This is a genomic window from Bradyrhizobium sp., from assembly GCF_027307225.1.
Lineage (GTDB): Bacteria > Pseudomonadota > Alphaproteobacteria > Rhizobiales > Xanthobacteraceae > Bradyrhizobium.
The window spans coordinates 12,021-36,033 of sequence record NZ_DAHUXJ010000154.1 but is presented as its reverse complement, the minus strand read 5'-3'; the positions used below and the strand labels follow the sequence as shown (position 1 = coordinate 36,033).

General features: G+C 59.7%; 21 protein-coding genes, 1 pseudogene and 1 riboswitch. Of the genes and pseudogenes, 8 read left to right on the top strand and 14 right to left on the bottom strand.

Translation table 11 applies throughout. From position 1 onward, the window contains the following. Window positions 1–9: 9 nt before the first annotated feature. From M6D32_RS25920 to M6D32_RS25855, 14 genes and pseudogenes are all read right to left on the bottom strand, one after another. The gene (locus M6D32_RS25920; RefSeq protein ID WP_298261724.1) at window positions 10–300 is read right to left on the bottom strand and encodes a hypothetical protein; all 291 of its coding nucleotides are present in this window, start codon (window positions 298–300) and stop codon (window positions 10–12) included. Window positions 301–314: 14 nt separating this feature from the next. After that, on the bottom strand, window positions 315–1,391 hold the full coding sequence (gene ribB, locus M6D32_RS25915) for a 3,4-dihydroxy-2-butanone-4-phosphate synthase (protein WP_298261722.1): 1,077 nt from the start codon (window positions 1,389–1,391) through the stop codon (window positions 315–317). A gap of 280 nt (window positions 1,392–1,671) precedes the next feature. Continuing rightward, window positions 1,672–1,820, bottom strand: a riboswitch (FMN riboswitch). A gap of 195 nt (window positions 1,821–2,015) precedes the next feature. Further along, window positions 2,016–3,287, bottom strand: coding sequence for an amidohydrolase/deacetylase family metallohydrolase (locus tag M6D32_RS25910; protein WP_298261720.1), 1,272 nt, complete (start codon window positions 3,285–3,287; stop codon window positions 2,016–2,018). A 292-nt stretch (window positions 3,288–3,579) separates the two neighbouring features. Beyond that, window positions 3,580–4,398, bottom strand: a pseudogene (locus M6D32_RS25905) (aldo/keto reductase). A gap of 172 nt (window positions 4,399–4,570) precedes the next feature. Continuing rightward, window positions 4,571–5,065, bottom strand: coding sequence for a hypothetical protein (locus tag M6D32_RS25900; RefSeq protein WP_298261718.1), 495 nt, complete (start codon window positions 5,063–5,065; stop codon window positions 4,571–4,573). Window positions 5,066–5,207: 142 nt separating this feature from the next. Further along, a complete protein-coding gene (locus M6D32_RS25895; protein WP_298261716.1) occupies window positions 5,208–6,218 on the bottom strand; it encodes an oligopeptide/dipeptide ABC transporter ATP-binding protein in 1,011 nt (336 codons plus the stop codon). Beyond that, window positions 6,215–7,204, bottom strand: a complete 990-nt coding sequence (locus M6D32_RS25890; RefSeq protein ID WP_298261714.1) for an ABC transporter ATP-binding protein — start codon at window positions 7,202–7,204, stop codon at window positions 6,215–6,217. Before M6D32_RS25890 ends, M6D32_RS25895 begins: the two co-directional genes overlap by 4 nt. 11 nt (window positions 7,205–7,215) lie before the next feature. Beyond that, window positions 7,216–8,139, bottom strand: a complete 924-nt coding sequence (locus M6D32_RS25885) for an ABC transporter permease (RefSeq protein WP_298261712.1) — start codon at window positions 8,137–8,139, stop codon at window positions 7,216–7,218. Continuing rightward, window positions 8,136–9,077: an ABC transporter permease gene (locus M6D32_RS25880; protein WP_298261710.1), complete on the bottom strand. Its 942-nt coding sequence runs from the start codon at window positions 9,075–9,077 to the stop codon at window positions 8,136–8,138. The genes M6D32_RS25885 and M6D32_RS25880 overlap by 4 nt, the downstream gene beginning before the upstream one ends. 19 nt (window positions 9,078–9,096) lie before the next feature. Beyond that, window positions 9,097–10,698 carry an ABC transporter substrate-binding protein gene (locus tag M6D32_RS25875; RefSeq protein WP_298261708.1) on the bottom strand — a complete coding sequence of 534 codons (1,602 nt, stop codon included), beginning with the start codon at window positions 10,696–10,698 and terminating at the stop codon, window positions 9,097–9,099. 160 nt (window positions 10,699–10,858) lie between these two features. After that, entirely contained in the window at window positions 10,859–12,028 is a 1,170-nt protein-coding gene (locus M6D32_RS25870; RefSeq protein WP_298261706.1) for an amidohydrolase/deacetylase family metallohydrolase, read from the bottom strand. A gap of 78 nt (window positions 12,029–12,106) precedes the next feature. After that, window positions 12,107–12,994 carry an MBL fold metallo-hydrolase gene (locus tag M6D32_RS25865; RefSeq protein ID WP_298261704.1) on the bottom strand — a complete coding sequence of 296 codons (888 nt, stop codon included), beginning with the start codon at window positions 12,992–12,994 and terminating at the stop codon, window positions 12,107–12,109. A gap of 37 nt (window positions 12,995–13,031) precedes the next feature. Then, the gene (locus M6D32_RS25860; protein ID WP_298261702.1) at window positions 13,032–13,823 is read right to left on the bottom strand and encodes an alpha/beta hydrolase; all 792 of its coding nucleotides are present in this window, start codon (window positions 13,821–13,823) and stop codon (window positions 13,032–13,034) included. Between the two features lie 111 nt (window positions 13,824–13,934). Beyond that, on the bottom strand, window positions 13,935–14,711 hold the full coding sequence (locus M6D32_RS25855) for an SDR family oxidoreductase (protein ID WP_298261700.1): 777 nt from the start codon (window positions 14,709–14,711) through the stop codon (window positions 13,935–13,937). 93 nt (window positions 14,712–14,804) lie between these two features. Here M6D32_RS25855 and M6D32_RS25850 point away from each other — a divergent pair, with 93 nt between their 5' ends. The 8 genes from M6D32_RS25850 (at window position 14,805) to hxsC (ending at window position 23,919) form a co-directional block, all read left to right on the top strand. Beyond that, complete coding sequence (locus tag M6D32_RS25850; RefSeq protein ID WP_298261698.1) at window positions 14,805–15,752, top strand: 3-hydroxyacyl-CoA dehydrogenase; 948 nt, start codon at window positions 14,805–14,807, stop codon at window positions 15,750–15,752. A 30-nt stretch (window positions 15,753–15,782) separates the two neighbouring features. Next, window positions 15,783–16,709 carry a 3-keto-5-aminohexanoate cleavage protein gene (locus M6D32_RS25845; RefSeq protein WP_298261696.1) on the top strand — a complete coding sequence of 309 codons (927 nt, stop codon included), beginning with the start codon at window positions 15,783–15,785 and terminating at the stop codon, window positions 16,707–16,709. A gap of 717 nt (window positions 16,710–17,426) precedes the next feature. Next, complete coding sequence (locus M6D32_RS25840) at window positions 17,427–18,134, top strand: hypothetical protein (RefSeq protein ID WP_298261694.1); 708 nt, start codon at window positions 17,427–17,429, stop codon at window positions 18,132–18,134. 308 nt (window positions 18,135–18,442) lie between these two features. Continuing rightward, window positions 18,443–18,871, top strand: coding sequence for a hypothetical protein (locus M6D32_RS25835; RefSeq protein WP_298261692.1), 429 nt, complete (start codon window positions 18,443–18,445; stop codon window positions 18,869–18,871). A 1,136-nt stretch (window positions 18,872–20,007) separates the two neighbouring features. Further along, window positions 20,008–20,523 (top strand): methyltransferase domain-containing protein, encoded by a 516-nt coding sequence (locus M6D32_RS26985; protein WP_366145864.1) that lies wholly within the window; start codon window positions 20,008–20,010, stop codon window positions 20,521–20,523. A 120-nt stretch (window positions 20,524–20,643) separates the two neighbouring features. After that, window positions 20,644–20,943, top strand: coding sequence for a His-Xaa-Ser repeat protein HxsA2 (hxsA2, locus tag M6D32_RS26980; RefSeq protein ID WP_366145863.1), 300 nt, complete (start codon window positions 20,644–20,646; stop codon window positions 20,941–20,943). Window positions 20,944–21,289: 346 nt separating this feature from the next. Further along, window positions 21,290–22,747: a His-Xaa-Ser system radical SAM maturase HxsB gene (gene hxsB, locus M6D32_RS25830; RefSeq protein WP_298261690.1), complete on the top strand. Its 1,458-nt coding sequence runs from the start codon at window positions 21,290–21,292 to the stop codon at window positions 22,745–22,747. Next, the gene (gene hxsC / locus M6D32_RS25825) at window positions 22,744–23,919 is read left to right on the top strand and encodes a His-Xaa-Ser system radical SAM maturase HxsC (protein WP_298261688.1); all 1,176 of its coding nucleotides are present in this window, start codon (window positions 22,744–22,746) and stop codon (window positions 23,917–23,919) included. The genes hxsB and hxsC overlap by 4 nt, the downstream gene beginning before the upstream one ends. Window positions 23,920–24,013 lie beyond the last annotated feature (94 nt).

Sequence of the window (24,013 nt, the reverse complement as noted above, 5' to 3'; positions counted from 1 at the left end):
AAAGTCCTTTCACAAAGATGCCTTTATTTTAAAACGATCGGCAAGGAAGCGCAATTGCACCAGCACCGCCGATTTGAAGTCCCTGCACCACAAGCCGCGGGTGTCCATCAGGGACTTCAAATCGAAAGGGGTGCTGGAAATATTATCTTGCCAGGGCCCATTACTTTCCGAAGTTCGCTTAAAGTTGTTGCTGAGAGGGATTTGCGAACTTCGGAAAGTGGGCACTGGTTTTTTCATTTCGAGATGCGGAATGGAGCGAGCCTCCGGCTCAATCAGCGGGAAGCTTGTCGCATCGTGCAATCATTTGCCTCGTCTCAGCCTTCAAGCGCCTCGTTCGACACGATCTCGATGCCGAATCCGGAAAGCCCCTTGTAGTCGTGAAGCGACGAACTCAGATTCCGGATTGAGGTGACGCCGAGATCGCGCAGGATCTGCGCGCCGACGCCGACTTCGCGCCATTGCCGGTTGCGGTCGGCCTCCGCGGTCTTCTCCTCCGGCAATGGCGCCACCGGAACACCGGCCGCGCCATCGCGCAAATAGACCAGAACGCCGCTACCGTTCTTCTTGAACTGCTCCAGCACCGCTTTCATCTGCTTGGGCCCGGTGAAGATGTCCCTCACGATGTTGGGCTTGTGAAAGCGCGTCAGCACGTTCCTGCCGTCGCCGATGCCGTTGTAGACAAACGCGACGTGGGCGATGGAATCGAACGGCGAGCGGTAGGCGAAGCCCTGCATCGGCCCGATCGGGCTATCGGCGGTAAAGGTCGAAACACGTTCGATCAGTTTCTCACGCCCCTGCCGGTAGGCGATCAACTCGGCGATCGTGACATGTTTGAGGTTGTGGGCTTTGGCGAACTGCGCCACTTGCGCGCCCTTCATCACCGAGCCGTCGTCGTTCATCAATTCGCTGATGACGCCGACCGGCGGCAGGCCGCTCAGCTTGCAGAGATCGACCGCCGCTTCCGTATGGCCCGAGCGCAACAGCACGCCGCCATCCCGCGCGATCAGCGGAAATACATGGCCGGGCCGAGCAAAATCGTTGGCGCCGGCATTCGGATTGGCCAACGCCCGGCAGCAGGACGCGCGCTCTTCCGCGGAAATGCCGGTGCCGCCGTCCGGCTTGTAGTCGATCGAGACGGTAAAGGCGGTGGTGTGGCTGGAATCGTTATGCGCCACCATGGGATCGAGCCGCAGTCGGCGCGCGTCTTCCACGGTGATCGGCGCACAGACGATGCCGGAGGTGTGGCGGATGATGAAAGCCATTTTCTCCGGCGTGCAGAGCGAGGCGGCGACAATCAGATCGCCCTCGCCTTCGCGATCGTCGTCGTCGGTAACGACGACAAGCTCGCCCTGGGCAAAGGCAAACAGAACTTCCTGAATCGGGTCAGCCATGTGGGTCTCTCGCTAAAGGGATCGAGCATTTAGCCCGGCGGCAAGCCGCCTGCCAGCGTCGTGACGCAGGGCAGACCTGCCCGGTGCACCAAAAACGGCGATCTCCTGTCCTGGAAGCGACGGCGGGAAGCCAGCGAAAGACGGGGTGGCGAACTCACCATCCCAATTGGCTTCGACAAATACATATCGGGCGTGTGTCACAGCGATCTCCTTTCCGGTAACCGACACGTCACCCAAGGCGATCACGTGCGCGCCAGCCCCGCATTTTGCAGGCCGGCTCGCGCGTTCTCTTTCATCCGGACTTTCACCGTCGGCTCAGGCATCTCACCTGATCTGCTCGACCCTTCCCGAAGGAAGGCGCTCGCGGGCTCGCAGCAAATGACGCTGCATACCGCCGGTAGGGAGTTTCACCCTGCCCTGAGAACGGAGGCATGCTGCATCGGAGGATGAAATACGTCAATGGCGAACTAGTGCTCCGATTCCAGCAGCGGCGCACTGGAGCAGATGGTGCTGGCCGAAGGCATCGCGACGTTGGCCGAGGTGTGCCGAAAGGAATTCGGCGTGCCGACGCGCAGCTCGAACAAGGAACTGCGCGCTTAAGCCCGTGGTCCCGAGCGGATCGGCCTATCTCACCGCAAACGGCGCCTGATAGGGCCGGCCGAACGGCACGCCATTGAGGACGGCCTGCACCGGCCTCAGCTGCACCTTACCTTCGCGCCTGTTGTTGCGGGTATCGACGAACGTGACGGGCCCTTCCACCACATCCAGGATGGTGACGTCGCCGGGCGCGCCGATCTGAAGCGTGCCGATCTTGGGCGCGCGATTGATGATCCTGGCCGGCGCAATGGTTGCCATCGCCACGACCTGCTCCAGCGAAAAGCCCATCGCCATGAACTTGCCCATGACATTGGGCAGATAGGGCAGACCGGGCGAATTTCCCGAGAAGACATGGATGTCGGAAGAAAGCGTATCCGGCGCGCAGCCCGCAGGAATCGCGACCTCCGCCACCGTGAAATCGAAGCTGCCACCGCCATGGCCGACGTCAAAGATGACGCCGCGCTGCTTGGCGGCGAGCGCCGCCGGCAACAGCTTGCCGTCCTGCACGATGTTGGTGAAGGCGCCCGCCATGTTCGGCGCGCCGGAATAGCAGTGGGTCAGAACGTCGCCCGGCCGCAGCAGATTGAGGATATCGGTCATCAATTGCGGGGTTTCGACGCCGCCGATATGCACCATCATCCTGGCCGGCCAGCCACACATCTCGCAGGCCTGGATGCCGCGCTTGAGCGGCTCGATGCCATGCTTGAAGATGACGTTCTCCGACATCCGTACCTTGACGCCGATCAGGAAGTCCGGGTTTTCGGCAAGCCCCATCGCGCAAGCTTCGACCTGAGCGTTGTCGATATTGTAGAGCTCTGCGACCGGGAATGCCGACAGGCCATTATTGGCAATGTGCAGGAAGGCGTACATCCGTGCCCGCGTTTGCGCGACGATGAAGCGGCGCAACGCGGCGAGATTGTTGACGCCGGCGTCGCCCGCCGACACCACGGTCGTCGTCCCCTGGAATTGCACGAGTTCATCGGCGGGAATGCCGATCGCCGAGCCGTAAGGGTAGACATGGCAATGGAGGTCGACGAGGCCGGGTGTGACGAGCTTGCCCGAAGCATCGATGGTCTTGAGCGCCCGCGCGGCCGGAATGTCCGCCTCGACCGCTTCGACCACGCCCCAGCGGATGCCGATGTCGCGTCTGCCGCGCAAGGACTGGCTGGGATCGAGCACGTCCCCGCCCTTGATCACCAGATCGAATTTGTCGTTCGGTCCCATCGCGGCCATGGCCGGGCCCGACAGGGCAGCGGCGGCCGTACCGGCGAGAAAACATCGGCGTGACAGTGCGGACATGCTGGCGCCTCCCCCGAATATTGATTGTTTCTTATGCATCGATGATGCGCCGCCTTGCGGTTTTGCGCAAGCTACAGGCCGCGCCTGCGCCCGACGGTCAATGCGCTGGTCTATCAAGCCATCGTCGACTGATTTCGCGCCGGCGTATTATCTCAGGGAACGTATTCCAAACTGAACAGCTGTCCGGACGGTCGTCATCAAGAATCGCCACGATTAGGAAGGCCGACACAGGAATGGCTCCGCCAGTCTCGTTACTGGCGGGGCCGTTTTCTTTAAGCCGCTCGGATAGGGCCTAATCCCACACCGGGGCAAAACCCGGCGACACGCATCGCCGGTCCTTGGGCAAATTAGCGATCGCCTGGCGGTCCTCGTCATCGAGCCCGATGTTCAGCGCCTCGAGGTTGCTACGCTGGCTCTCAGTGCGCGAAGCCTTCGGGATCGCCGCAACGCCATCCTGATCGAGCAGCCATTTCAGCGCGACCTGGGTGGCGCTCGCACCATGCTTCTTGCCGATCGCCTCAAGCGTTTCGTTGGATGCCGCCCGTCCCTGCACGAGCGGACAGTAGGACACCAGCGGAATCGATTTTGCGGCGAGATATTTGAGCAAGCGCGTCTGGTCGAGCATTACGTGATACTCGACCTGATTGCAGGCAATTGGTGCCTCGATCTCCTCGACGACCTTCTTCAGCAGCACGACATTGAAATTGGCAACGCCAATGGCGCGCGTCCGGCCTTACTGCTTGAGCTTCATCAGGGCCTCGAACATCGCCGGCAGGTTCATGTTCGGCGCGGGCCAATGCACGAGATAGAGGTCGATCTGGTCGAGCCTGAGTTTTTTCAGGCTGGCATCGAAGGCGCGGCGGATTGCATCCGGCGCGAGGTTCTCATTCCAGACCTTGGTCGTGATGTGCAGGTCCTTGCGGGCGATCCTTGATGCGGCAATCGCCGCGCCGACCGCTTCCTCATTGCCGTACATTTCGGCGGTGTCGATGTGGCGATAGCCGAGCGCAAGCGCGCTCTCCACCGCCGCGCGGCAAGCATCGCCCTGCATGCGAAAGGTACCGAGCCCGAGGCGCGGCAGGCCGATGCCCTGCGTTTGCAACTGTTCCATTTCAGGTGAACTCCGATCGGCGGCCCATCGTCGACGACAGGGCGGCTCGCAGAAATGATCAGGTGAGGTTTGAGCAAACCAACGTCCCGCCGCTGATAATGTGCCGGCACGGCCGTATTCAAATCAAGATGACGTCACCAACTCTCGCCTGACGGCGGGTGAGCAGGCGAGATTATCGCTTCCAGTTGCAAATACCGCCCGACCTGCAGGGCCAGACCTGAATTCGGGTGTCGCGGGCCTGGGCTTCCATGGGATTTCGTCCGTGAAGCGCGACCAGCCTATGCGGCGCATGGCGAGCCGGCCGCGCGGTGCGCGCATGGGCCACGCGTGGGGCAGCGGCGGTTCTGACGACAGCGCGGCTGGCGGGTTTGCTTTCGGCATGTGCCGTCGGCGCGTTCCCGGCATGCACCGTGGCGGCCAGCACAGCCTTGGGATCGACCACGAGTTCGGCATCGGCCTGCGCGGGTTTACTGCCGCGATCGACCGTCACGTCCAGCGGACCGGGAGTGAAGCTTGTGGCGGGACCGAGCGGCCTCGGCGAGAGCACAGCCTGCGAAAGGTTGAGTTTAAGGAATTCACCGGGGCGATAGGGCTGCGCAGCCGCAAAGCCGCTCCATACCAGGGCCACGCCAATGGCCGCCAACAACGGACCGTGTTTTTTGACCATCAGGGCCTCCCGAAACGGGTTACCCCCCACATCTATCAATCTAGGATATATGGCGGCCAATTCCAGTGGATTTAGCCGGCAAGGTTACCGCGGTGCCGCCGATCAGCAGAGCGCTTTTCCGCCTGGAAAACCGGTAGTTCCCCTATTCGGCAGGGACACCTTTGCCGGCATCTTCCGGCAGGCTCTCGAGGTGGCAGGCAGCCCATTGACCTTCCACGCGTTGGCGAAGCTCCGGCTCGTCGGTGCGGCAGCGCTCGAACACATAGGGACAGCGCGTGTGAAAGCGGCATCCGCGCGGCGGATTGATCGGGCTCGGCACGTCGCCTTTGAGGATCATCGGCGTGCGGCGTGCAGTCGGGTCCGGCACCGGCACGGCTGAGAGCAGCGCCCTGGTGTATGGATGCCTGGGTGCGGCAAAAATCTGGTGGCGCGGCGCCATCTCGACGATCTTGCCGAGATACATCACTGCGACCCGATGGGTCATGTGCTCGACGATCGCCAGATCGTGGCTGATGAAGAGCAGCGCGAGACCGAACTCACGCTGCAAATCCTGCAACAGGTTGACGATCTGCGCCTTCACCGAAACGTCGAGCGCCGAAACCGCCTCGTCGCAGACGATCAGATCGGGCTCCGCGGCAAGCGCGCGTGCAATGCAGATGCGCTGACGCTGCCCGCCTGAAAATTCGTGCGGCCTGCGGCTCAGCGCATCGCGCGGCAGGCGCACGGTATCCATCAACGCCGCGACTTTTTCTTCAAGTTCGGCGGATGACCTGGCGAGGCCAAAATTGCGGATCGGCTCCGCCAGGATGTCACGCACCCTCAATCGCGGATTGAGGCTGGAGAACGGATCCTGGAACACCACCTGCATGCGCCGGCGAATGCGGCGCAGCCGATCGGGCGAAAGAGTGTCGATGCGTTGGCCATCCAGCACCACCTGACCTGCGGTGACATCGTTTAGCCGCAAAATCGCGCGCCCGACCGTTGATTTGCCGCAGCCGGATTCGCCGACCAGGGACAGCGTCTCGCCGCGCGCGATTTCGAAAGATACGCCGTCGACCGCATAGACCCTGCCCCCGCCGCCGCGGCTGAAAAGATTGCCGCGGATCGGAAAGTGCTTCTTGAGGTCATTGACCTGCAACAGAGGCGCGTTCATGCCGCGGCCGCCTCCTTCTTCGCAAAATGGCAGGCGGCGAAATGGCGGAACGATTTCTCTTCCAGCCCGGGCGCAACCTCGCGGCAGAAATCGGTGGCAAGCGCGCATCGCCCGGCAAAGGCGCAGCCCGCGATGCGCTGCTTCAGGCTCGGCACCTGGCCAGGGATTTCCGCAAGCCGGCCGGCCTCGCCCGATAGCGACGAGCCGAGCTTGGGCACGGCGCCGAGCAGGCCTTGCGTATAGGGATGACGTGGGGTGCGAAACAGCTCCTCGACCGGCGCTTCCTCGACCTTGCGGCCGGCATACATCACCATGACGCGCTCGGCGACTTCGGCGACCACACCGAGATCATGGGTGATCAGGATCACGGCAGCGCCGACGCGGCGTTTCAAGTCGAGCATCAATTGCAGGATCTGGGCCTGGATCGTGACGTCGAGCGCGGTAGTCGGCTCGTCGGCGATCAGAAGCTTGGGATTGCAGGCGAGCGAAATCGCGATCATCACGCGCTGGCGCATTCCACCGGACATCTGATGCGGATATTCCCTGACCCGCCGCGCCGGCTCGGGGATGCCGACCAGCGTCAACAGCTCGACGGCGCGCGCCTCCGCCGTCTGCTTGTCGAGCCCCTGATGCAGCCGCAGCGTCTCGCCGATCTGGCGACCGACCGTCAACACCGGGTTGAGGCTCGTCATCGGTTCCTGAAAGATCATTGAAATATCGTTGCCGCGGATATTGCGCATTTCGCGATCGCTGAGCTTTAGAAGATCCTTTCCGCGAAAGCGGATCGAGCCAGCGATCTTGCCGGGCGGCTCCGGAATGAGCCGCATCACCGACATCGATGTCACCGACTTGCCGCAGCCGGACTCGCCGACGATCGCCAGCGTCTCGCCTTCATTGACGTGAAAAGAGACGCCATCGACAGCGCGGTTGATTCCGTCCGGAGTGCGGAAGTGGGTCTGCAGATTCTCGACTTCGAGCAACGCCATCAGAAACGGACCTAGAGATTCTTGGCCATGCGGGGATCGAGCGCGTCGCGCAAGCCATCGCCGACCAGATTGACCGCGAGCACTGTGATCGAGAGAAACGCGGCCGGGAAGAACACGATAAAAGGCTTCACCTGCCACAGCGCCCTGCCCTCGGCCATGATGTTCCCCCAGGACGGAATCGTCGGCGGCGTGCCGGCGCCGATGAAGGACAGGATGGCCTCGACGATCATCGCGCTGGCGCAGACATAGGTGGCCTGTACCAAAAGCGGAGCCAACGTGTTGGGCAGGATGTGGCGAAGAATGATCATCGGCGTCCGAGTCCCGCATGCGATCGCAGCGTCCACGTAGGGCTGCTCGCGCAACGACAGGACGACACCGCGCACGAGACGCGATACCCGCGGGATTTCGGCAATCGTGATCGACATGATGACATTGCGGACGCTGCCGCGCGTCAAGGCCATCAGCGCAATCGCGAGCAGGATCGGCGGGATCGACATCAACCCGTCCATGATCCGCATGATGATGCTGTCGGCCCAGCGCACGAAGCCCGAGACGAGACCGATGGCAAGGCCGGCGAACGTGGCGAGCAGTGCCACTGACAGCCCGACCGTGAGCGAAACGCGCGTCCCGAAAATCACGCGCGAAAAGACATCGCGGCCAAGCGCGTCCGTGCCGAACCAGTATTGTTCCGATGGCGGGCGCATGCGCTTGGCAGGCGCCAACGCCGTAGGATCGACCGTCCAGAGATAGGGTGCGAAGACGCCGATCAGCACCAGCAAGAGCAGTAATGCGCCGCCGATCGCAACCGTCGGATTGTTGCGCAGAAAGCCGAGCACGCCGCGCCGCACCTTCACCGGCAGCATGAGGTCCGGCAGCACCTGCGCGACGGCAAGGCCCGGCGGCACGGGTACTGAACTGGTGATTGACGCCGTCAATAGCGTATCCTCGGATCAAGCAGCGTATACGTGACGTCGACCATCAAATTGACGAGCGTGTAGAGGAAAGAGAACATCAGCACGATACCCTGGATCACAGGATAATCGCGGCGCAGGATCGCGTCGACCGTCAGGCGTCCCAAACCCGGAATGGCGAACACGCTCTCGGTCACCACCGCGCCACCGATCAGCAAGGCAACACCGATGCCGATCACCGTGACGATCGGCACGGCGGCATTTTTCAACGCGTGAATGAAGAGAACATCACGTTGCCCGAGACCTTTGGCGCGGGCGGTGCGGACATAGTCCTGCTGTAGCACTTCGAGCATCGAGGCCCGCGTGATGCGCGCGATCAGCGCGATATAGACGCTACCAAGTGCGACCGATGGAAGAATGAGGTTCTGCAGCCATGGCCAGACCCCTTCGGAAAACGGCGTATAGCCCTGGACCGGAAGCCAATCGAGCTCCAGCGCAAAGACATAGGCCAGAACGTAACCGACCACAAAAACGGGAAGCGAGAATGCCGATACGGCAAACGCCATGATCGAACGATCGATCCAGCTACCGGCTTTCCAGGCCGCGATCACGCCAAGCGGCACGGCGATCACGAGGGTGAGCGCCAGCGTCAGCATCATGAGCGAGAGCGTCGGCTCAATGCGCTGCGCGATCATGGAAGTGACCGGCAGGTTGGTGAAGATCGAGGTGCCGAGATCGAGGTGCAGAATTCGCCAGCACCAGCCGCCGAACTGGACCAGGAACGGCTGGTCGAGACCAAGGCTCTGGCGAATCCGCTCGACATCCGCCGGGCTTGCCTGATCACCTGCGATCACCGCCGCCGGATCGCCCGGCGCGATGTAGAGCAGGCTGAAGACAAACAGCGCGACGATCGCCATCACCGGCAAAGTCACCAGAACGCGCCGCAGGATGTAGGAGGCCATGATCGCTTTACCGCACGGCTCAGGCGGTCTTCGACACACCCCAGAAGAACGGCACCGGCCCCTTGACGATCCCGGACACGTTCTTGCGCCACGCCGTGTAGCTCAGGAAGAAACCGGTCGGCGCATAGACGACATCCTCGAGCGCCGCCTTGTTGAGGCGGCGGACCGCGGCCTTTTCCTCATCGAGGCTCCTGGCATCGAACCATGCCGTCACTTCCTTTTCCACGGCGGGGCTATCCGGCCAGCCATACCAAGCCTTGTCGCCACTGGCGCGAATGGCGATATAGACGGCAGGATTGATGCAATCCGCGCCGGCGTGCCAGGTGTGGAACATTTCCCAGCCGCCCTGGTTGTGGGGCGCCTTTTGCGCGCGGCGCGTACCGACCGTGCCCCAGTCGGTGGCGACGAAATCGACATTCATGCCCATGCGCTTCAACAGATCGGCCGTGACGTCGCCCTGGGCCTTGGTGATCACCTGGTCCTGCGCCACAATGCAAGAGACCGGCTGGTTGGCATAGCCGCTCTCGGCAAGAAGTTTCTTGGCAGCATCGAGATTGCGCATTTTGAGGATTTCGCCGCCTTCTTCCGTGTAAAGCGGCGTATTGGGCGTGAAGAAGCCCGGCAGCGTCTTCCAGAGCGAGGTATCGTCCCCGACCAGCGCCCGCATATAATCTTCCTGGTTCATCGCAGTCAGCACAGCGCGCCGCGCCCTGACGTCATTGAAGGGCGGGTGAAGATGATTCATCCGGAATGAGCCGATGTTGCCAAGTGGGTCGGCAATATCGACATTGATGTTGCGGTTCTTCCTCAAGACCGGCACGAGATCGGGAAGCGGATTCTCCCACCAGTCGACCTCGCCGCTCTGCAAGGCGGCCGACGCCGTCGCCGGATCGGGGATCACCACCCATTCGATCCGATCAAGCAGCATCTGCTTGCCGCCGGCAAACCACGAGTTCTTTTCTTGCCGCGGCACGTAGTCGGCGAATTTCTCAAACACCGACTTCGCGCCGGGCACCCACTCGCTCCGCACGAATTTCATCGGCCCGGAGCCGACATATTCGTTGATCTGCTTGAACGGGTCGGTCTGGGCAATGCGCTCCGGCATGATGAAAGCGCAAGGCGTGCTGTTCTTGCCGAGCGCCAGCAGCATTTTCGGATAGGGCCGCTTCAGCACCCATTTGAAGGTCCTGTCGTCGACAGCGGTGAGCTCGTTCTGGATTGCTTTGAGCATGAGTCCCATGGGATCGCGGTTCGACCATCGGGTCAGGCTCGCCACGACATCCTTGGCGCGCACCGGCTCGCCATCATGAAACTTCAGCCCCGGCCTCAGCCGGAACGTCCAGGTCAGGCCGTCGCTGGAGTTTTCTTCCGACTCGACCATCTGGCGCTGCGGCTGCAATTTTTCGTCAAAGCCGTAGAGCGTTTCCCACACCAGCACGGCGGCGTTGCGCACCACATATTGCGTGGTCCAGACGGGGTCGAAATTCGCAAGGTCGGCCTGCGGCACAAGGCGCAAGGTGCGCGCGGCAGCGCCCTGGGACAGCGCCGGCATCGGCAGGCTGCCCGTGGCTGCAAGGGTGCCCGCCCCCGCCAATCCCTTCAATACTGTTCTGCGATCCATGGAGACCTCCCAATTCCCAATGCCCACCGCGCGATTAGGCCCTCAAGAAGCAACGTCACGCAATGCGGTTCGTTAGCTTGCAAACGATATGCCAACGCCCTGCCGGTTTAGCCCGGTCTGGATGGGCGATTTTGGAGGATCACAGCATTTTCGGCGGGAGTTAGCCAGCTAGCCGTTTGAATTTCGGCGACTCTTTCGGATACCACCAGCGTCCGCCGATGACGACGCCTTCGGACACGATCCTGCGGTCGCCCACCAAATGCTCGCCGACAACGTCTTCGTAGTCGAATTTCCCCTCCTGGATGGAGAGGACGGTCGCATCACCGACACAGCCCGGTTTGAGGCTGCCGAGTTCGGGACGCCGCAGCGCCATCGCCGCATTGACGGTCGACGCCGCGACCACGTCCGGAAACGGCATGCCCATGCACAGGAATTTCGACATCGTCGTCACCTGGTCGTAGGCCGGGCCATTGATGCAGAGCTGATGAACGTCGGAGGAAATCGTGTCGGGATAGAAGCCGTTGGCGAGCATCGCGCGCGCGACCTTGAAGGCAAACGATCCCTTGCCGTGGCCGATATCGAACAGCACACCGCGCTCGCGCGCTTCCCGCACGACCTGTTTCACCGTGCCCTGCGCGGAAACCGCCGAATTGGGGAACGGCCGGAAGGCGTGCGTCAGAACGTCGCCGGGGCGCAGCAGGCTGACCACCTCTTCGTAGCTCGGCGGCGGATGGTCGATATGCGCCATCAGCGGCATGCCGACTTCGTTCGCCACTTCCAGCGCCATCCGCAGCGGTACGATTCCGGACGTACCGGAAGAATGAAGACCGACCCGCACCTTGATGCCGACGATGAGGTCGCGGTTGGCATCCGCGACCTGCACGGCGTCGATCGGATTCATCAGCCGCATTTCCTCGCTTTCACCGACCATGACGCGGTGCGAGAAGCCGTAGATGCCGGCATGCGAAATGTGCAAGTAGGCCAGGATGCGGACCTGGCTCGGCTCGATCACGTGCTTGCGGAAGCCGGCGAAATTGCCGGGCCCCGCGCTGCCGGTGTCGATCGCGGTCGTGACGCCCGAGGTGCGGCAGAACTCCTCGGCGTCGATGCCGAGCGAGGTACCGCCCCAATAGACATGCGTATGCAGGTCGATCAGGCCGGGCGTGACGATATGGCCCGACACATCGCGCACCTCGGTACCCGGAGTTGTCTTGAGCGCGTTCCCGACCGCGGCGACCTTGCCGCCGGCAAAAGCAACATCGGCGATGGCATCGAGTTTCTGGGAGGGATCAACCACGCGACCGCCGCGCAGAACCAGATCGAAAGACATCATCATCTCCGGGTGAGAGCCAAAGAGCGCGAAGATGTAACACGAACTTCGGAAAGTGGCGCGAACGAATGGCGTTCGTCAGGCCTGGTCGAAGCTGTGCACCCATGCTTCCGGATAAAGTGCATAAGCGTCGCCGCGCCGCGCCAACCGCCCAAAGCCCGGGAAATGCGTATGCATCCCCGCGATGAGGACGCCGTCGGCGCTGACCCGGTCAAACATGCGCTTTCGGGATGCTGCCGCTTGCGCCAGATCGGTATCGAAGGCCATGCCGGCTTCGGGATGCGCGGTCTGCACTTCCGGCACATGAACCGTGTCGCCCCAGATCATCAATTGATGATCGCCTGATGCGACCAGATAGGCGGTGTGGCCCGGCGTATGTCCATGGCTTGGCACCGCCGTCACGCCGGGAAAGATTTCGCCCTGCTTGAACAAGCGCGTGCGGTTCTTGTAGGGCGCGACCTGTTCGCGGCCTGCCTGGAAAAACAGCTTCTTCGAGCGCTCATCGGCCTTGGCCATCGCGCCGTCGTCGAACCAGTGCGGTAGTTCGTATTCGTGCACGACCAGTTCCGCATTCGGAAACAGCAGCTCGCCGTTCGACATGTCGGTCAGCCCGGCGGAATGATCCGGGTGCATATGGGTCAGGAGCACCGTGTCGATCGACTTCGGATCGATGCCGCCTGCGACGAGATTGCGATGAACGTGACCTGCGGTCGGCATGAGATAATTGCCCGATCCGGTGTCGATGATCGCGGTGCGTCCTTTTGACCGGATCAGGAAGGTGTTGACGCTGGTTCGGCGCGCAGGGCGAAACGCCTCGCGCAGGATCGTCTCCGCCATTTGCAGATCGACGTTGCGCATCACTTCGAGATTGCCGTCGAGGTAACCGTCGCTGACGGCGGTAACGATAATGTCCCCGATCTTGCGACGATAGAGGCCGGGAATTTGCTGCAGGGGCTGGGAAGTCATGGGGGCGACCTTGATACACTGGAGGGAAGCTGATCCGTCAGGCACCGATGGATGTGAGATACTCGTCGATGCAGTTCGCGATCAGGCCGGGAGTCTGGACCGCCATATAATGCCCGGTACGTACTTCGAGATAACGGGCGCCTGGTATCGTTTTGGCCAATTCCTGCGCAATCGCCGGTGGCCGGACGCGATCAAGGCTTCCGCCGATTACAAGCGCCGGGCACCTGATCTTGCTCAGGGTTTCCTGCATGTCGGCGTTCGCCAGCATTCGCCAGATCGTCGCGTAACTCGAGGGATCGTTGCCAAGCCAGCGCGCCTGGAATTGCTCAAAGCGCTTGCCATCACCGCGCAGCTCCGGTGGGTAGCCGTTCAGCATCGAATCCTCGACGACGGATGCCATCCCGAGCGCCTCGATCCTGGCAACGCGTTCAAGCGCCGCCGGACGGCGCGCGGCTGCGATCCCGGTGGCCGGACTGCCGACGATGACGGCGCTTGCTCGCTCCGGATATTGGCCCGCGAATTGAAGCGCGATGGCGCCGCCGACGGCAACGCCTGCCAGCGCCACCCTGCCGCTTATCCGCAGTGCATCGAGCAGCGCGGCAATATCGGCTGCCATGGCGGCAAAGCTGAGCTCGCCACGGACTTTCTGCGACATCCCTGCCCCGCGGGTGTCGTAGCGCAGGACACGGCGCAACGAGGCAACATGCGGAACGACCTCGTCCCAGCTTTCGAGCGAGCCGCCCATTTCATGCACCAGCACCAGCGTACGCTCACCCGTGCCGCTCAACTCGAAGCGAAGCGCAACACCGTCCAGTTCGATAAAATGCATTTGGATTTCCAGCGAGCGGGAACTTCAGTCGCGCCAGAATTTGAGCAAATCGTGGGCCGGCTGTCATCGCCCTGCGGGCGACGTCACCCCTGCGTTTTTGCCCCCTCTCGCCTATCCCAGCATTTGCGTGTCACCGCAGATCGAGATCGCCTGTCCGGAAATCGTCTTGCCGCGCGGACTGCACATGAAGAGGATTTGATCGGCGAGCTGATCGGGCGTCACATATTCCTTGATCGAGGTGAAGGAGAATGCGGTGCGCTCCATCTCGGCATAGGAAATGCCGCGCTGCTGCGCTTTTGCCTCCAGCACGCGGCGTTGCCTGTCACCGGCAACGAGGCCAGGCAGGATCGCATTGACGCGAATATTGTCCGGTCCAAGCTCGATCGACAGCGACTTGGTGAAGCCGATCACGCCCCATTTCGCCGCCGCGTAGGGCGTTCGCATCGCAAAGCCGAGCTTTCCTGCCGCCGACGAGATATTCACGATCGAGGCGTTCCTGCTCTTGCGCAACTGCGGCACGGCGAGCCGCGTGCAATTGAATTGCCCGGTCAGGCAGATGTCCACGCAGCGGTCCCAATCTTCCGGGTGCATCTCATCGACCTTCGAGGTCGGGCCGGCGACACCGGCATTGTTCACCAGCACGTCGAGACCGCGAAGATTTCCGATCGCCTCGTCAAACAAATGCTTCACCGTCCTGCGGTCGGAAACGTCGCACTTGGTCTGGGTGATCGCAGGATCGGTTCGGGCCAGCGCCGCGAGTGCCGCATCATCGACGTCGCAGGTGTGGACCTTTGCGCCCTCGCGCACGAAAGCGCGCGCGATGGCGAGCCCGATGCCGTTGGCGCCTGCCGTCACCAGCACGCGCAAACCGTTGATGTCGAGATTCATGATCACTCGTGGGGCAGGTCGACAAGCGTCCTGTCTTTTGCAACTCTAACTGTCATGACAGATCACGGCAAGGAAAACCGGTGAGAGACAGAAATGGCCAACGCTGAACGCAACGTCGCCATCGTTGGCGCTGGGCTGATTGGACGGGCCTGGGCCGCGATCTTCGCCCGCGCAGGGTGGAACGTGCGGTTGACCGATCCGCACATCGCAACGCTCAAGGCCGCCCCGCGCCTCATTCGCGACGAGTTGCACATGCTGGCGCGCCATGGCCTCGCCGACGATCCCGATAGTGCCGTCGCGCGGGTTTCGGTGGCCGGCAGTTTCGAGGAAGCGGTGCACGATGTCGAATTCGTTCAGGAGAACGGACCGGAAAAGCTCGAGGACAAGCGGGTCATCTTCGCCCAGCTCGACCGGCTGACGCGAAAGGACGCGCTGCTCGTCTCCTCGACTTCGGCGATCACGGCCTCGCGCTTCACCGAGGATCTGCCTGGCCGCGCGCGCTGCCTGGTGGGCCATCCGGTCAACCCGCCGCATCTGGTGCCGCTGGTGGAACTTTGCGGCGCGCCCTGGACCTCGCCCGAGGCGATCGAGCGGGCACGTACGATCTACCGCGAAATCGGACAGGTGCCGGTCACGATCAACAAGGAGGTCAACGGCTTTGTGCTCAACCGCCTGCAAGGCGCGCTGCTCGCTGAAGCGTTCCGGCTGGTCGGCGAAGGCTATATCTCGGCGGAGGACCTCGACCACACCGTCAAGGACGGGCTTGGTCTGCGCTGGTCGTTTCTCGGGCCGTTCGAGACCATCGAACTAAATGCGCCCGGCGGCATCCCGGACTATTGCGCGCGCTACACCGGCTTCTACAAGGAACTCGCCGCGTCCGCGGCCGGTCCCGCCGTGTACGAAAGCCCGAATGTCGAGGCGGTGATCGCGGCGTGGCCCTACCCGCCGGAGGCCGAGCGCATCGCAGCATTGACCGCTCGACGCAATGAACGCCTCGCCGCGCTCGCGGCCCACAAGATCAACCAAGCCAATAAGTCCTGACTCCATCCTCCTCAAAAAAGGCAAAAAACCATGGCCCCCCGCAAAGTCATCATCACCTGCGCCGTGACCGGCGCGATCCATACGCCTTCGATGTCGAAGGCGCTCCCGGTGACGCCGCAGGAAATCGCCGATGCCGCGGTCGAGGCGGCGGAAGCAGGAGCCGCGATCGTGCATCTGCATGCAAGAAACCCCAGGACCGGCCAGCCCGATCAAAGTCCGGCGGCCTTCGCGCCTTTCCTCAAGATCATCAAGCAGCGCTCGAATTGCGTGATCAATCTTACCACCGGTGGCTCGCCGACCATGACGGTCGACGAACGGGTGCGGCCAGCGGCGACCTACAAGCCCGAGGTCGCATCGCTCAACATGGGATCGATGAACTTCGCCTTCTTCGGCATGCTCAACCGCTTCAACAAGTTCGAGCACGAATGGGAGCGCAAGCACGTCGAAAACAAGGACATCGTGTTTCGCAACACCTTTCAGGATATCGAATATGTGCTTACGACACTTGCGGAAAGTGGCTCCCGTTTCGAGTTCGAATGCTACGACACCGCCCACCTCTATAACCTCAAATATTTCCTCGATCAGGGCCTGGTAAAGCCGCCTCTGTTCATCCAGACCGTGTTCGGCCTGCAGGGCGGGATCGGCGCGCATCCCGACGACGTGCTGCACATGAAGCGCACCGCGGACCGGCTGTTCGGCGACAAGATGATCTGGTCGGTACTCGGCGCCGGACGCAACCAGTTGCCGATCGCGGCGATGTCGGCCGCCATGGGCGGCAACGTCCGCGTCGGGCTGGAGGACTCGCTGTGGGCCGCGCCGGGGCGGATGGCAGCCTCGAACGCCGAGCAGGTGCTGCTCGCCCGCAAGATCATCGAGGGGCTTGGTCTCGAGATCGCAAGCTCCGACGAAGCCCGCGAAATTCTCGATCTGAAGGGCGGCGACAAGCTCGAGGTCTAACCGCAGATTTGACGGCGTCGCCAGGCACGGCGGCAGCGGGCACCGCGCAAGGGAGGCAATCGTGATGAGGTATTGGGTGGCGGCCGCCATCTTTCAGATGGCGATCTTGAGAAGGAAACAGGTCAAAAAGCGGCTCGCCGAGCTCGTAAAGAGCGAAGCGGCGCGGCTGATTCCGATCCTTCAAGCCGCCACCAGCAATAGAGAGGCGAAGGCCAGCGCTGACCGGGCCATGGGGTCAATCATGGCAGCCAGTCGTTGCGCTCGAAAACAGTCGTATCTAAAAGGAGTTGAGAAGTTGGTCGGAGCGGCAGGATTCGAACCTGCGACCCCTGCGTCCCGAACGCCCTTCCCAAGTCGTCAGCCTTTGTATTTTCAGTGTTTTTCATCGGCTTCCGGCCACCCTCTTCGCGTTTCGTTCACGCCATACTTCGGGGGGTTTTCGAGGGGCGGCGTTCGGCAATGTTACCCGCCAAAGCTCGGCTATCAATCGCTAGGCCAACGCCGCCAAGATACCTCAGCTAAAGACCGGGAACCGTCGGTCCCGTCCTCAACGGTGAAATGAAGATCCTTTAGGCGCGTTGCCTCCACGATTCTCAGCATGTCCGAAAATTGCCCGCATTTTTCGCGCCGCGCGGCAAGCCAGCAGGCACATCCCCTGATTGACAGAAGCGCCTTTTACCCGATGATCCCGCCCCGAGACTTGCGATGGGGGCATCAATGATTGCCAAGCTGGACAGTATCGCGTTGCGAGCAGCATTCCCGATTAAGATGCTTTTCGCAATTGTATTTGTCGCCGTCAGCGGAGTTGCTTTTGCTCAAACACCTCCATGTATGCCGGGCGGAAGCTGTTGCATTAACGGTACCTGCGGAACGCTAGAGCAATTCAAGCGAAACGCGACAATCGTCTGCCTACAAGCAGATGCAATCGAAAATAAATCTCTTCCGCAAAGTATCGAGTTGGCTGGGCGATGCACGGCGGCACAAATAATGGCGGAACGAGTTGAAGGGACGCAACAGGCGAACGCTAAGGAACATCAGCAGGCGCTCGATGCGCAACGTAAACTTCGCGAAATGGGCGCGCCGTTACCGCAGCAAGCGCTCAGCCAACCGCCACAAGACGCTATGGTGGTCGCGCAAAACGAAATGGTCGCGGCAATCGCCGAGTGCAGAAATAAGAGGATCAACGGCGAACTGAAATCTTTCGTCGCGTCGGCTGAATGTGCCAATCCTCGCATCATCCAAGCTTTTAGAAGAGCCAACTACCGCTACATGGACCTCATTGAGGACTTCAATACGAAGCGCCTTCAAATATCCGAGCGGGTTGACAGACGGAAACTGACGGAAACCGACGCAAAAATCGAAACACAGAAGCTCTTCGCTAGTATCGTCGAAGCCGAGAGGCAACGCGACAGCATGCGGAAGTGACGTAATGAAGCCCGCTGCTTTGCAAAAGAGAACATCAGGTCACGCTTTGTCGCGCCATAGCGTTAGGGTGAGGAATTGGCCTATTCGTTGGGTTTCACGAGGCCAAACTTTCAACGTTCCGACGAGAAGCTCTGCTGCGAGAGCCGCAATTCCTCGTGCCTTTGGCTGCTCAACGGATATTGGCTACAAGTGCTGGGATGGACCACACGCCTGTCAGCGCAAGTTATCGGCTTCGCGGATTGGCGCGTCGCCCCGGGGGCTGAAATCCATGACCGCTAGACTGCCGACATGCTCCTAGCTAAGCACGAATGAAGCCCATGATTAAGCGGCGAGTCAAAATCGAAAAGGATTTGTTCTTTGAGTACGAGGTTAGTCCTCATCGAGCAATATTGTCTCGAATTTCCGGCACGTCAGACTATCCAACGAATAAAAAAAAATCAGAGCCCAACGGATCATGCGAGACGGAAGTTACTGGAATGCACATGCCCTTTAGGCAGATGCGATCAACAGGGCATATCAATCCGTTGAAGCCCCCGCTCGACGTAGAGACGGTTTTAATTGGTCGGGCATTAGGTCAGGAAGTCGGCTATCTCTATGGCGTGGGCTACAGAATTCGAGACGATGGTTACGTGGAAGGTGAATTCTTGCATGGTGTAGAGAAGTTTGACTCGTTCGACGAACTGGCTCGATCTGTGAAACGGCGGCTGCCCAAACCACCCGATAACGGCAAATGCTGAGTTAACATGCTTTAGGTGGGAATGACGGCGTTGAGAGTCTTATGTTAAGCTGACAACCGTCAATTGCATTTGCTGGGAGGATGTTTAATGAAAAAACTGATTCTAGTATCAACCGGCGCTGTCATAGTCGGTTTCTTCGCGTTTTCCATCCCCGTATTGGCTCAAGGGAAGACCGCTAAAGCTTGCACCGAAGAGTGGCGAGCGGACAAGGCCAATTTCCAAGCGAAGGGCATTACAGAGAAGGCATATGTAGCGCAGTGTCGGGCCGGAACGGCGGCAGTCCCTACCACTGCTCCGCCTTCAGCCCCCACAGCGACGGCACCCAGCACGACCTTTCCAGGTAGCGGCACGGGCGGAAAGACCGCCAAAGCTTGCACCGAAGAATGGCGGGCGGATAAAGCGAATTTCCAGGCTAAGGGCATCACGGAAAGAGCATACGTAGCTGCTTGTCGCGCCGGGACCGCCGTAACCCCGACCGCTGCACCAAGTCCAGCGCCGACGGCTGCGCCTCCTCCTGTTGCAACAGCGCCTGAAGGCAATGCGGGGGCAAAAACCGCTAAAGCCTGCACCGAAGAATGGCGTGCTGATAAAGCCAACTTCCAAGCTAGAGGCATCACAGAAAGAGCGTATGTCGCGGCATGCCGGGCCGGAACTGTCGCAACGCCTACGGTGGCTCCAGCCCCTGCCCCAGCGCCTACGACGACTGCCGCCCCACCGCCACCGTCACCGTCACCGCCGCCTGCACCAACCGCTTCAAGGCCGTCGTCAGAACCGCCCTACGGTACTACGCAACGGGCACCATCCACCGGATCGCCGTCCGGAACTGGCCAATACGCAACTGAGGCTCAAGCGAAGGCTTCCTGCTTGGGAGATACCGTTGTTTGGGTGAACTTGCGGTCCAAAATCTATCATTTTGCGGGAACTCACAATTACGGAAACACCAAAGACGGCGCGTATATGTGTGAAAGAGATACTGCTACACAAGGAATGCGCGCCGCAAAGAACGAACAGCATCCGTGAGACCAATGGGACAACACGCATCAGGCGCTGTGTTGTCCCCTTCGTTCCTATAACTGGACATTGGCGCAGTGCCTACAAGCAGGCCGGTACCTTCGCTCGCTCCGTCTAAATTTTTGATGCAAGTCCTCGACCGAGTGGCTTCATCCTATGACCAGCCGGTTTTGGACGCCCCGTGCGGTTTCGGGCGAAACGCGCTGGCTCTGGCTTCCCGCGGGTACGACGTGATTGCGGTCGATAACGATGTTGCACGTCTCAAATCGGTCGAAGTGTCTGGCGCATTGCAATCGACCGGGTCAGGAAGGATTGTCACGCTCTGCGCCGACCTTGTCGCGAGCCGATTGCCTTTTCGGAACTCATCATTTTCAGCAATTCTCTGCATCCATTATCCGGTGCAGAAGGTCATTGTGGATTTGTGCACTGCGTTAAAAGATGGTGGATGGCTTTACGTCGAGACCTTTGGGGGCCAAGGCCAAAACTATCTCGAATTGCCAAAGCTTGGCGAGATTCCAGAGGCACTCCAGGGATTTGAGCTAGTCCTATGCAAGGAAAGGCCGGTCGGTCCCCCCTCTCAGAGAGCGGCTGTCGTCCAGTTGCTCGCGCAAAAGCGGGGCGGAGCGGACCGGAAAAGTTAGATTAGGGCTGCCAAAGAAGTGTTTTTAATCTAAAGTTGGTCCCCTCTGATACTTGCAACCAATCGCAAAATGGTGCTTTTCATTTCATAACGCCAACACGTGAGCCGGGGGATTTGCCTGATGTCTGTCACTTCCAAAAAGATTCTTTCACTTGGAACTGCGATTGCATCTTTGACTGGCGCTCAGGTGCTCGGCACCGAAGCGCACGCAACAGCGGCAACGGATTCGAACGCTACAAATGTCGGTACAGAGAACTCCGTTCCACGGTTGGAACCAAACGCGCACTACCGAGTGGGCGATGATCTACTCGGCTTTGTGATGACTCAGCAGCCAGACGGAACGTTGGTGGCCCAGCATTCGTCTCACACTTCCCACGCTTCTCATGCGTCTCACGCATCACATGCCTCAAGCCGATACTGAGAAGCACGAGCCGCGACCTTCGATTACCGTAGATTTCGATGCGAGCGTCCAGACTTTGGATGCCTTGCAGGCGGCTGCCTATCGTCTAATCGGAACCGCGGCGTGCCGGATTGAGGAAGTAAACGGCCAATTCGTTTGTCATCTTGAAATTCAGCACGGGCCCTCTGGGCGTGTGGAGGAGGATCCGGATAGACTAAGGGCGCGCTTTCTGGACTTTGTCACCGACGAGAACTTGAGAGCGCAAGTGGCGAGGAAAACGTCCGGTATCCGGAATGTAATACTGGCGCTCGCCTTTGGATCGTTGGCAGCCGACCAAGCTAACAACTAGCGCGTAGAACTGCTCAGCATGGCCCGTTTTGCTAACGTAGAAGCTTTCGGCTCGCCAAGCGGTGAGCTTACCCTTCTGCCGTTCAATTTTGAGCGCACGGGAAACGCACAATTCCTAGTTTCCAATATGGTGGGCGATTTCATCCGACTGACCGAGGATGAAATCAACAACGTCATTGACCTTAAGCTGAAGCCCGGAGACGGGTTATACGAAAGGGCTTACGCCGCTCACCTGATCACTGGCACTCAGCAAAAGGCTCAGCAGCAGCTTCTCGCTCTCCGTCTTCGGAGCCGGATGTCATTCTTGCGGGAAATGACACCTTTGCACATGTTTGTCGTGACGTTGCGCTGCGAGCACTCGTGCCCATATTGCCAAGTCTCGCGTCAGAGTACAGATCGTTCGCGATTTGACATGAGCGAAACGACCGCTCAGCGAGCGCTAGATATTGCGTTCGAAAGCAAGTCATCACGAATTAAGATTGAATTCCAAGGAGGCGAGCCCCTTCTCAACTTCGGCTTAATCCAGAAAATTGTGCAAGCGGCTAACACAAAATCCACAACGCGCGGCAAGCAGGTTGACTTCGTAATTGCGACTAACCTCGCCCTACTGAACACTTCAATCTTGGAATACTGCAAAGCGAATGGAGTCCTTCTATCGACTTCGCTTGATGGCCCCTTAGACCTACATAACAAGAATCGACCTAGACCGGGCGGAAACAGCTACGAATTGGCGACTAGTGGCATCCGCAGGGCACAAGAGGCGCTTGGCAAAGACCGCGTCGGCGCACTTATGACGACAACCGAAGCCAGCTTGGATCGCGTCGATGAAATCATCGATGAATACTTGAAGCTCGGCTTAGAAGGCATTTTTCTCCGACCGTTATCGCCGTTTGGCTTCGCCATTAAAACGAAGCAGTATCAACGTTACGATACGAAGCGCTGGCTTCGTTTCTTCGAACAAGGTCTTCGACGCATTCTAGATATCAATCACAAAGGTACCCCGTTCCGTGAGTTCTACTCCGCGCTGGTCCTGACCAGGATGCTTACAGACAAACCAATCGGCTACGTTGATCTGCGCAGTCCGGCTGGAATTGGAATAGGCGCTTTGGTCTATAATTATGATGGAAGTGTATATGCCTCTGACGAGGGACGCATGCTTGCGGAGACCGGCGACAACGCATTTCGTCTTGGCCATGTTGACACTCATGACTACCGCTCGCTTGTTCTGTCGGACACATTAATCGAGGCAATTTCAGCTTCTCTGACCCAATGCGCCCCCGAATGCTCAGACTGCGTGTTTGAAAGCCACTGCGGGGCGAACCCGGTTCATCACCACGCCACTCAAGGTGACATGCTCGGCATCAAGCCCCTTTCGGACTTCTGCGAACGGCAGAAGGGAACAATGCGTCTGCTGCTCGAAATATTGGAAAGCTCTCCGAAGGACGCAGCAATTCTACGGCAGTGGGCAGGGATATGACGCTTCCGCTATTTGGGATTGCTGATAGTTGTGAGGGATTTGCGAGAGAGCCGTCGAGGATCGTTGTTCGTTTGAAATCGCCGGACACTGAACCCTGCGACGATTCCGATTTTTCGCTCGTCAAATCGACCGTTGATTTGATCCGCTCAATTGAGGGAAAGCACCACTCAATATTTGTGGTCGGCGACTCACTTGATACCCCCGTGTCGCCCAGCCTGTTCAATAGGGTAATTTCACTACCGGCCAAATTCGATTATTTGGATACGGGCGATATCCTCGGGATCCATATTCCAACTAAAAAATTCCGGACACTGTTTAGAAGGAGCTCCCGGCACAACTCATTCTTGGTAACCGAGCGCTGCAACAACTATTGCCTTATGTGCTCCCAGCCACCAAAAGACATAGACGACAATTGGATTCTAAGTGAGATAAAACGGAGCTTGCCGCTTATTCCCAAAAGCACTCCTACTCTAACTTTTACGGGGGGCGAGCCGCTCTCAGATTGGACTGACTTTATCGGGGTTATTGCAGACTGCCGCGACCTTCTTCCGAATACCGCCATTCAAGTTCTGACAAACGGGCGCGCATTTGCTAACTCGACAATTGTAGACGCTTGGAAGGCTATAGGTCATCGAAGCCTGATAGCGGCAATTCCAGTATATGCAGCCGTAGACTATCTGCACGATTACGTTGTCCAGGCCAAAGGTGCCTTCGATGAAACGATCCTAGGCATTTTGAAACTTAAGGATCGAGGACAACGCGTGGAAGTGCGGGTGGTCTTACATGCGCACACAGCACCGATTATCGCCGAGACTAGTCGCTGGATTGCCCGAAATCTGCCCTTCGTCGATCACGTCGCCTTAATGGGAATGGAAAACACTGGTTTCGCGCTCGCTAACGAAAAATCGCTTTGGATCGATCCGATTGACTATCGGGAGAGCCTTTGTGAGGGGGTCCAGACATTGGCCGCCATTGGCATGAATGTCTCTGTTTACAACCTCCCACTGTGTGTCCTCGAACGCAGTATTTGGCCTTATGCTGTCCAGTCGATCTCGGATTGGAAAAATGGTTACGTTGAAGAGTGCACGAAATGTATCGAGCGAAGTAGGTGCAGCGGGCTATTCACGTCTGGCCGTCCACGCCAAAGCCGCGGCATCTCCGCCATTCGATAGAAGATTGCCGCTCAAGTCCGCTCGATGAGTTGAATCGGCGCACCCGATGATCTGAGTGCGCAGTAGCCCTTCAATTTATTAGGCTAGGCCCACC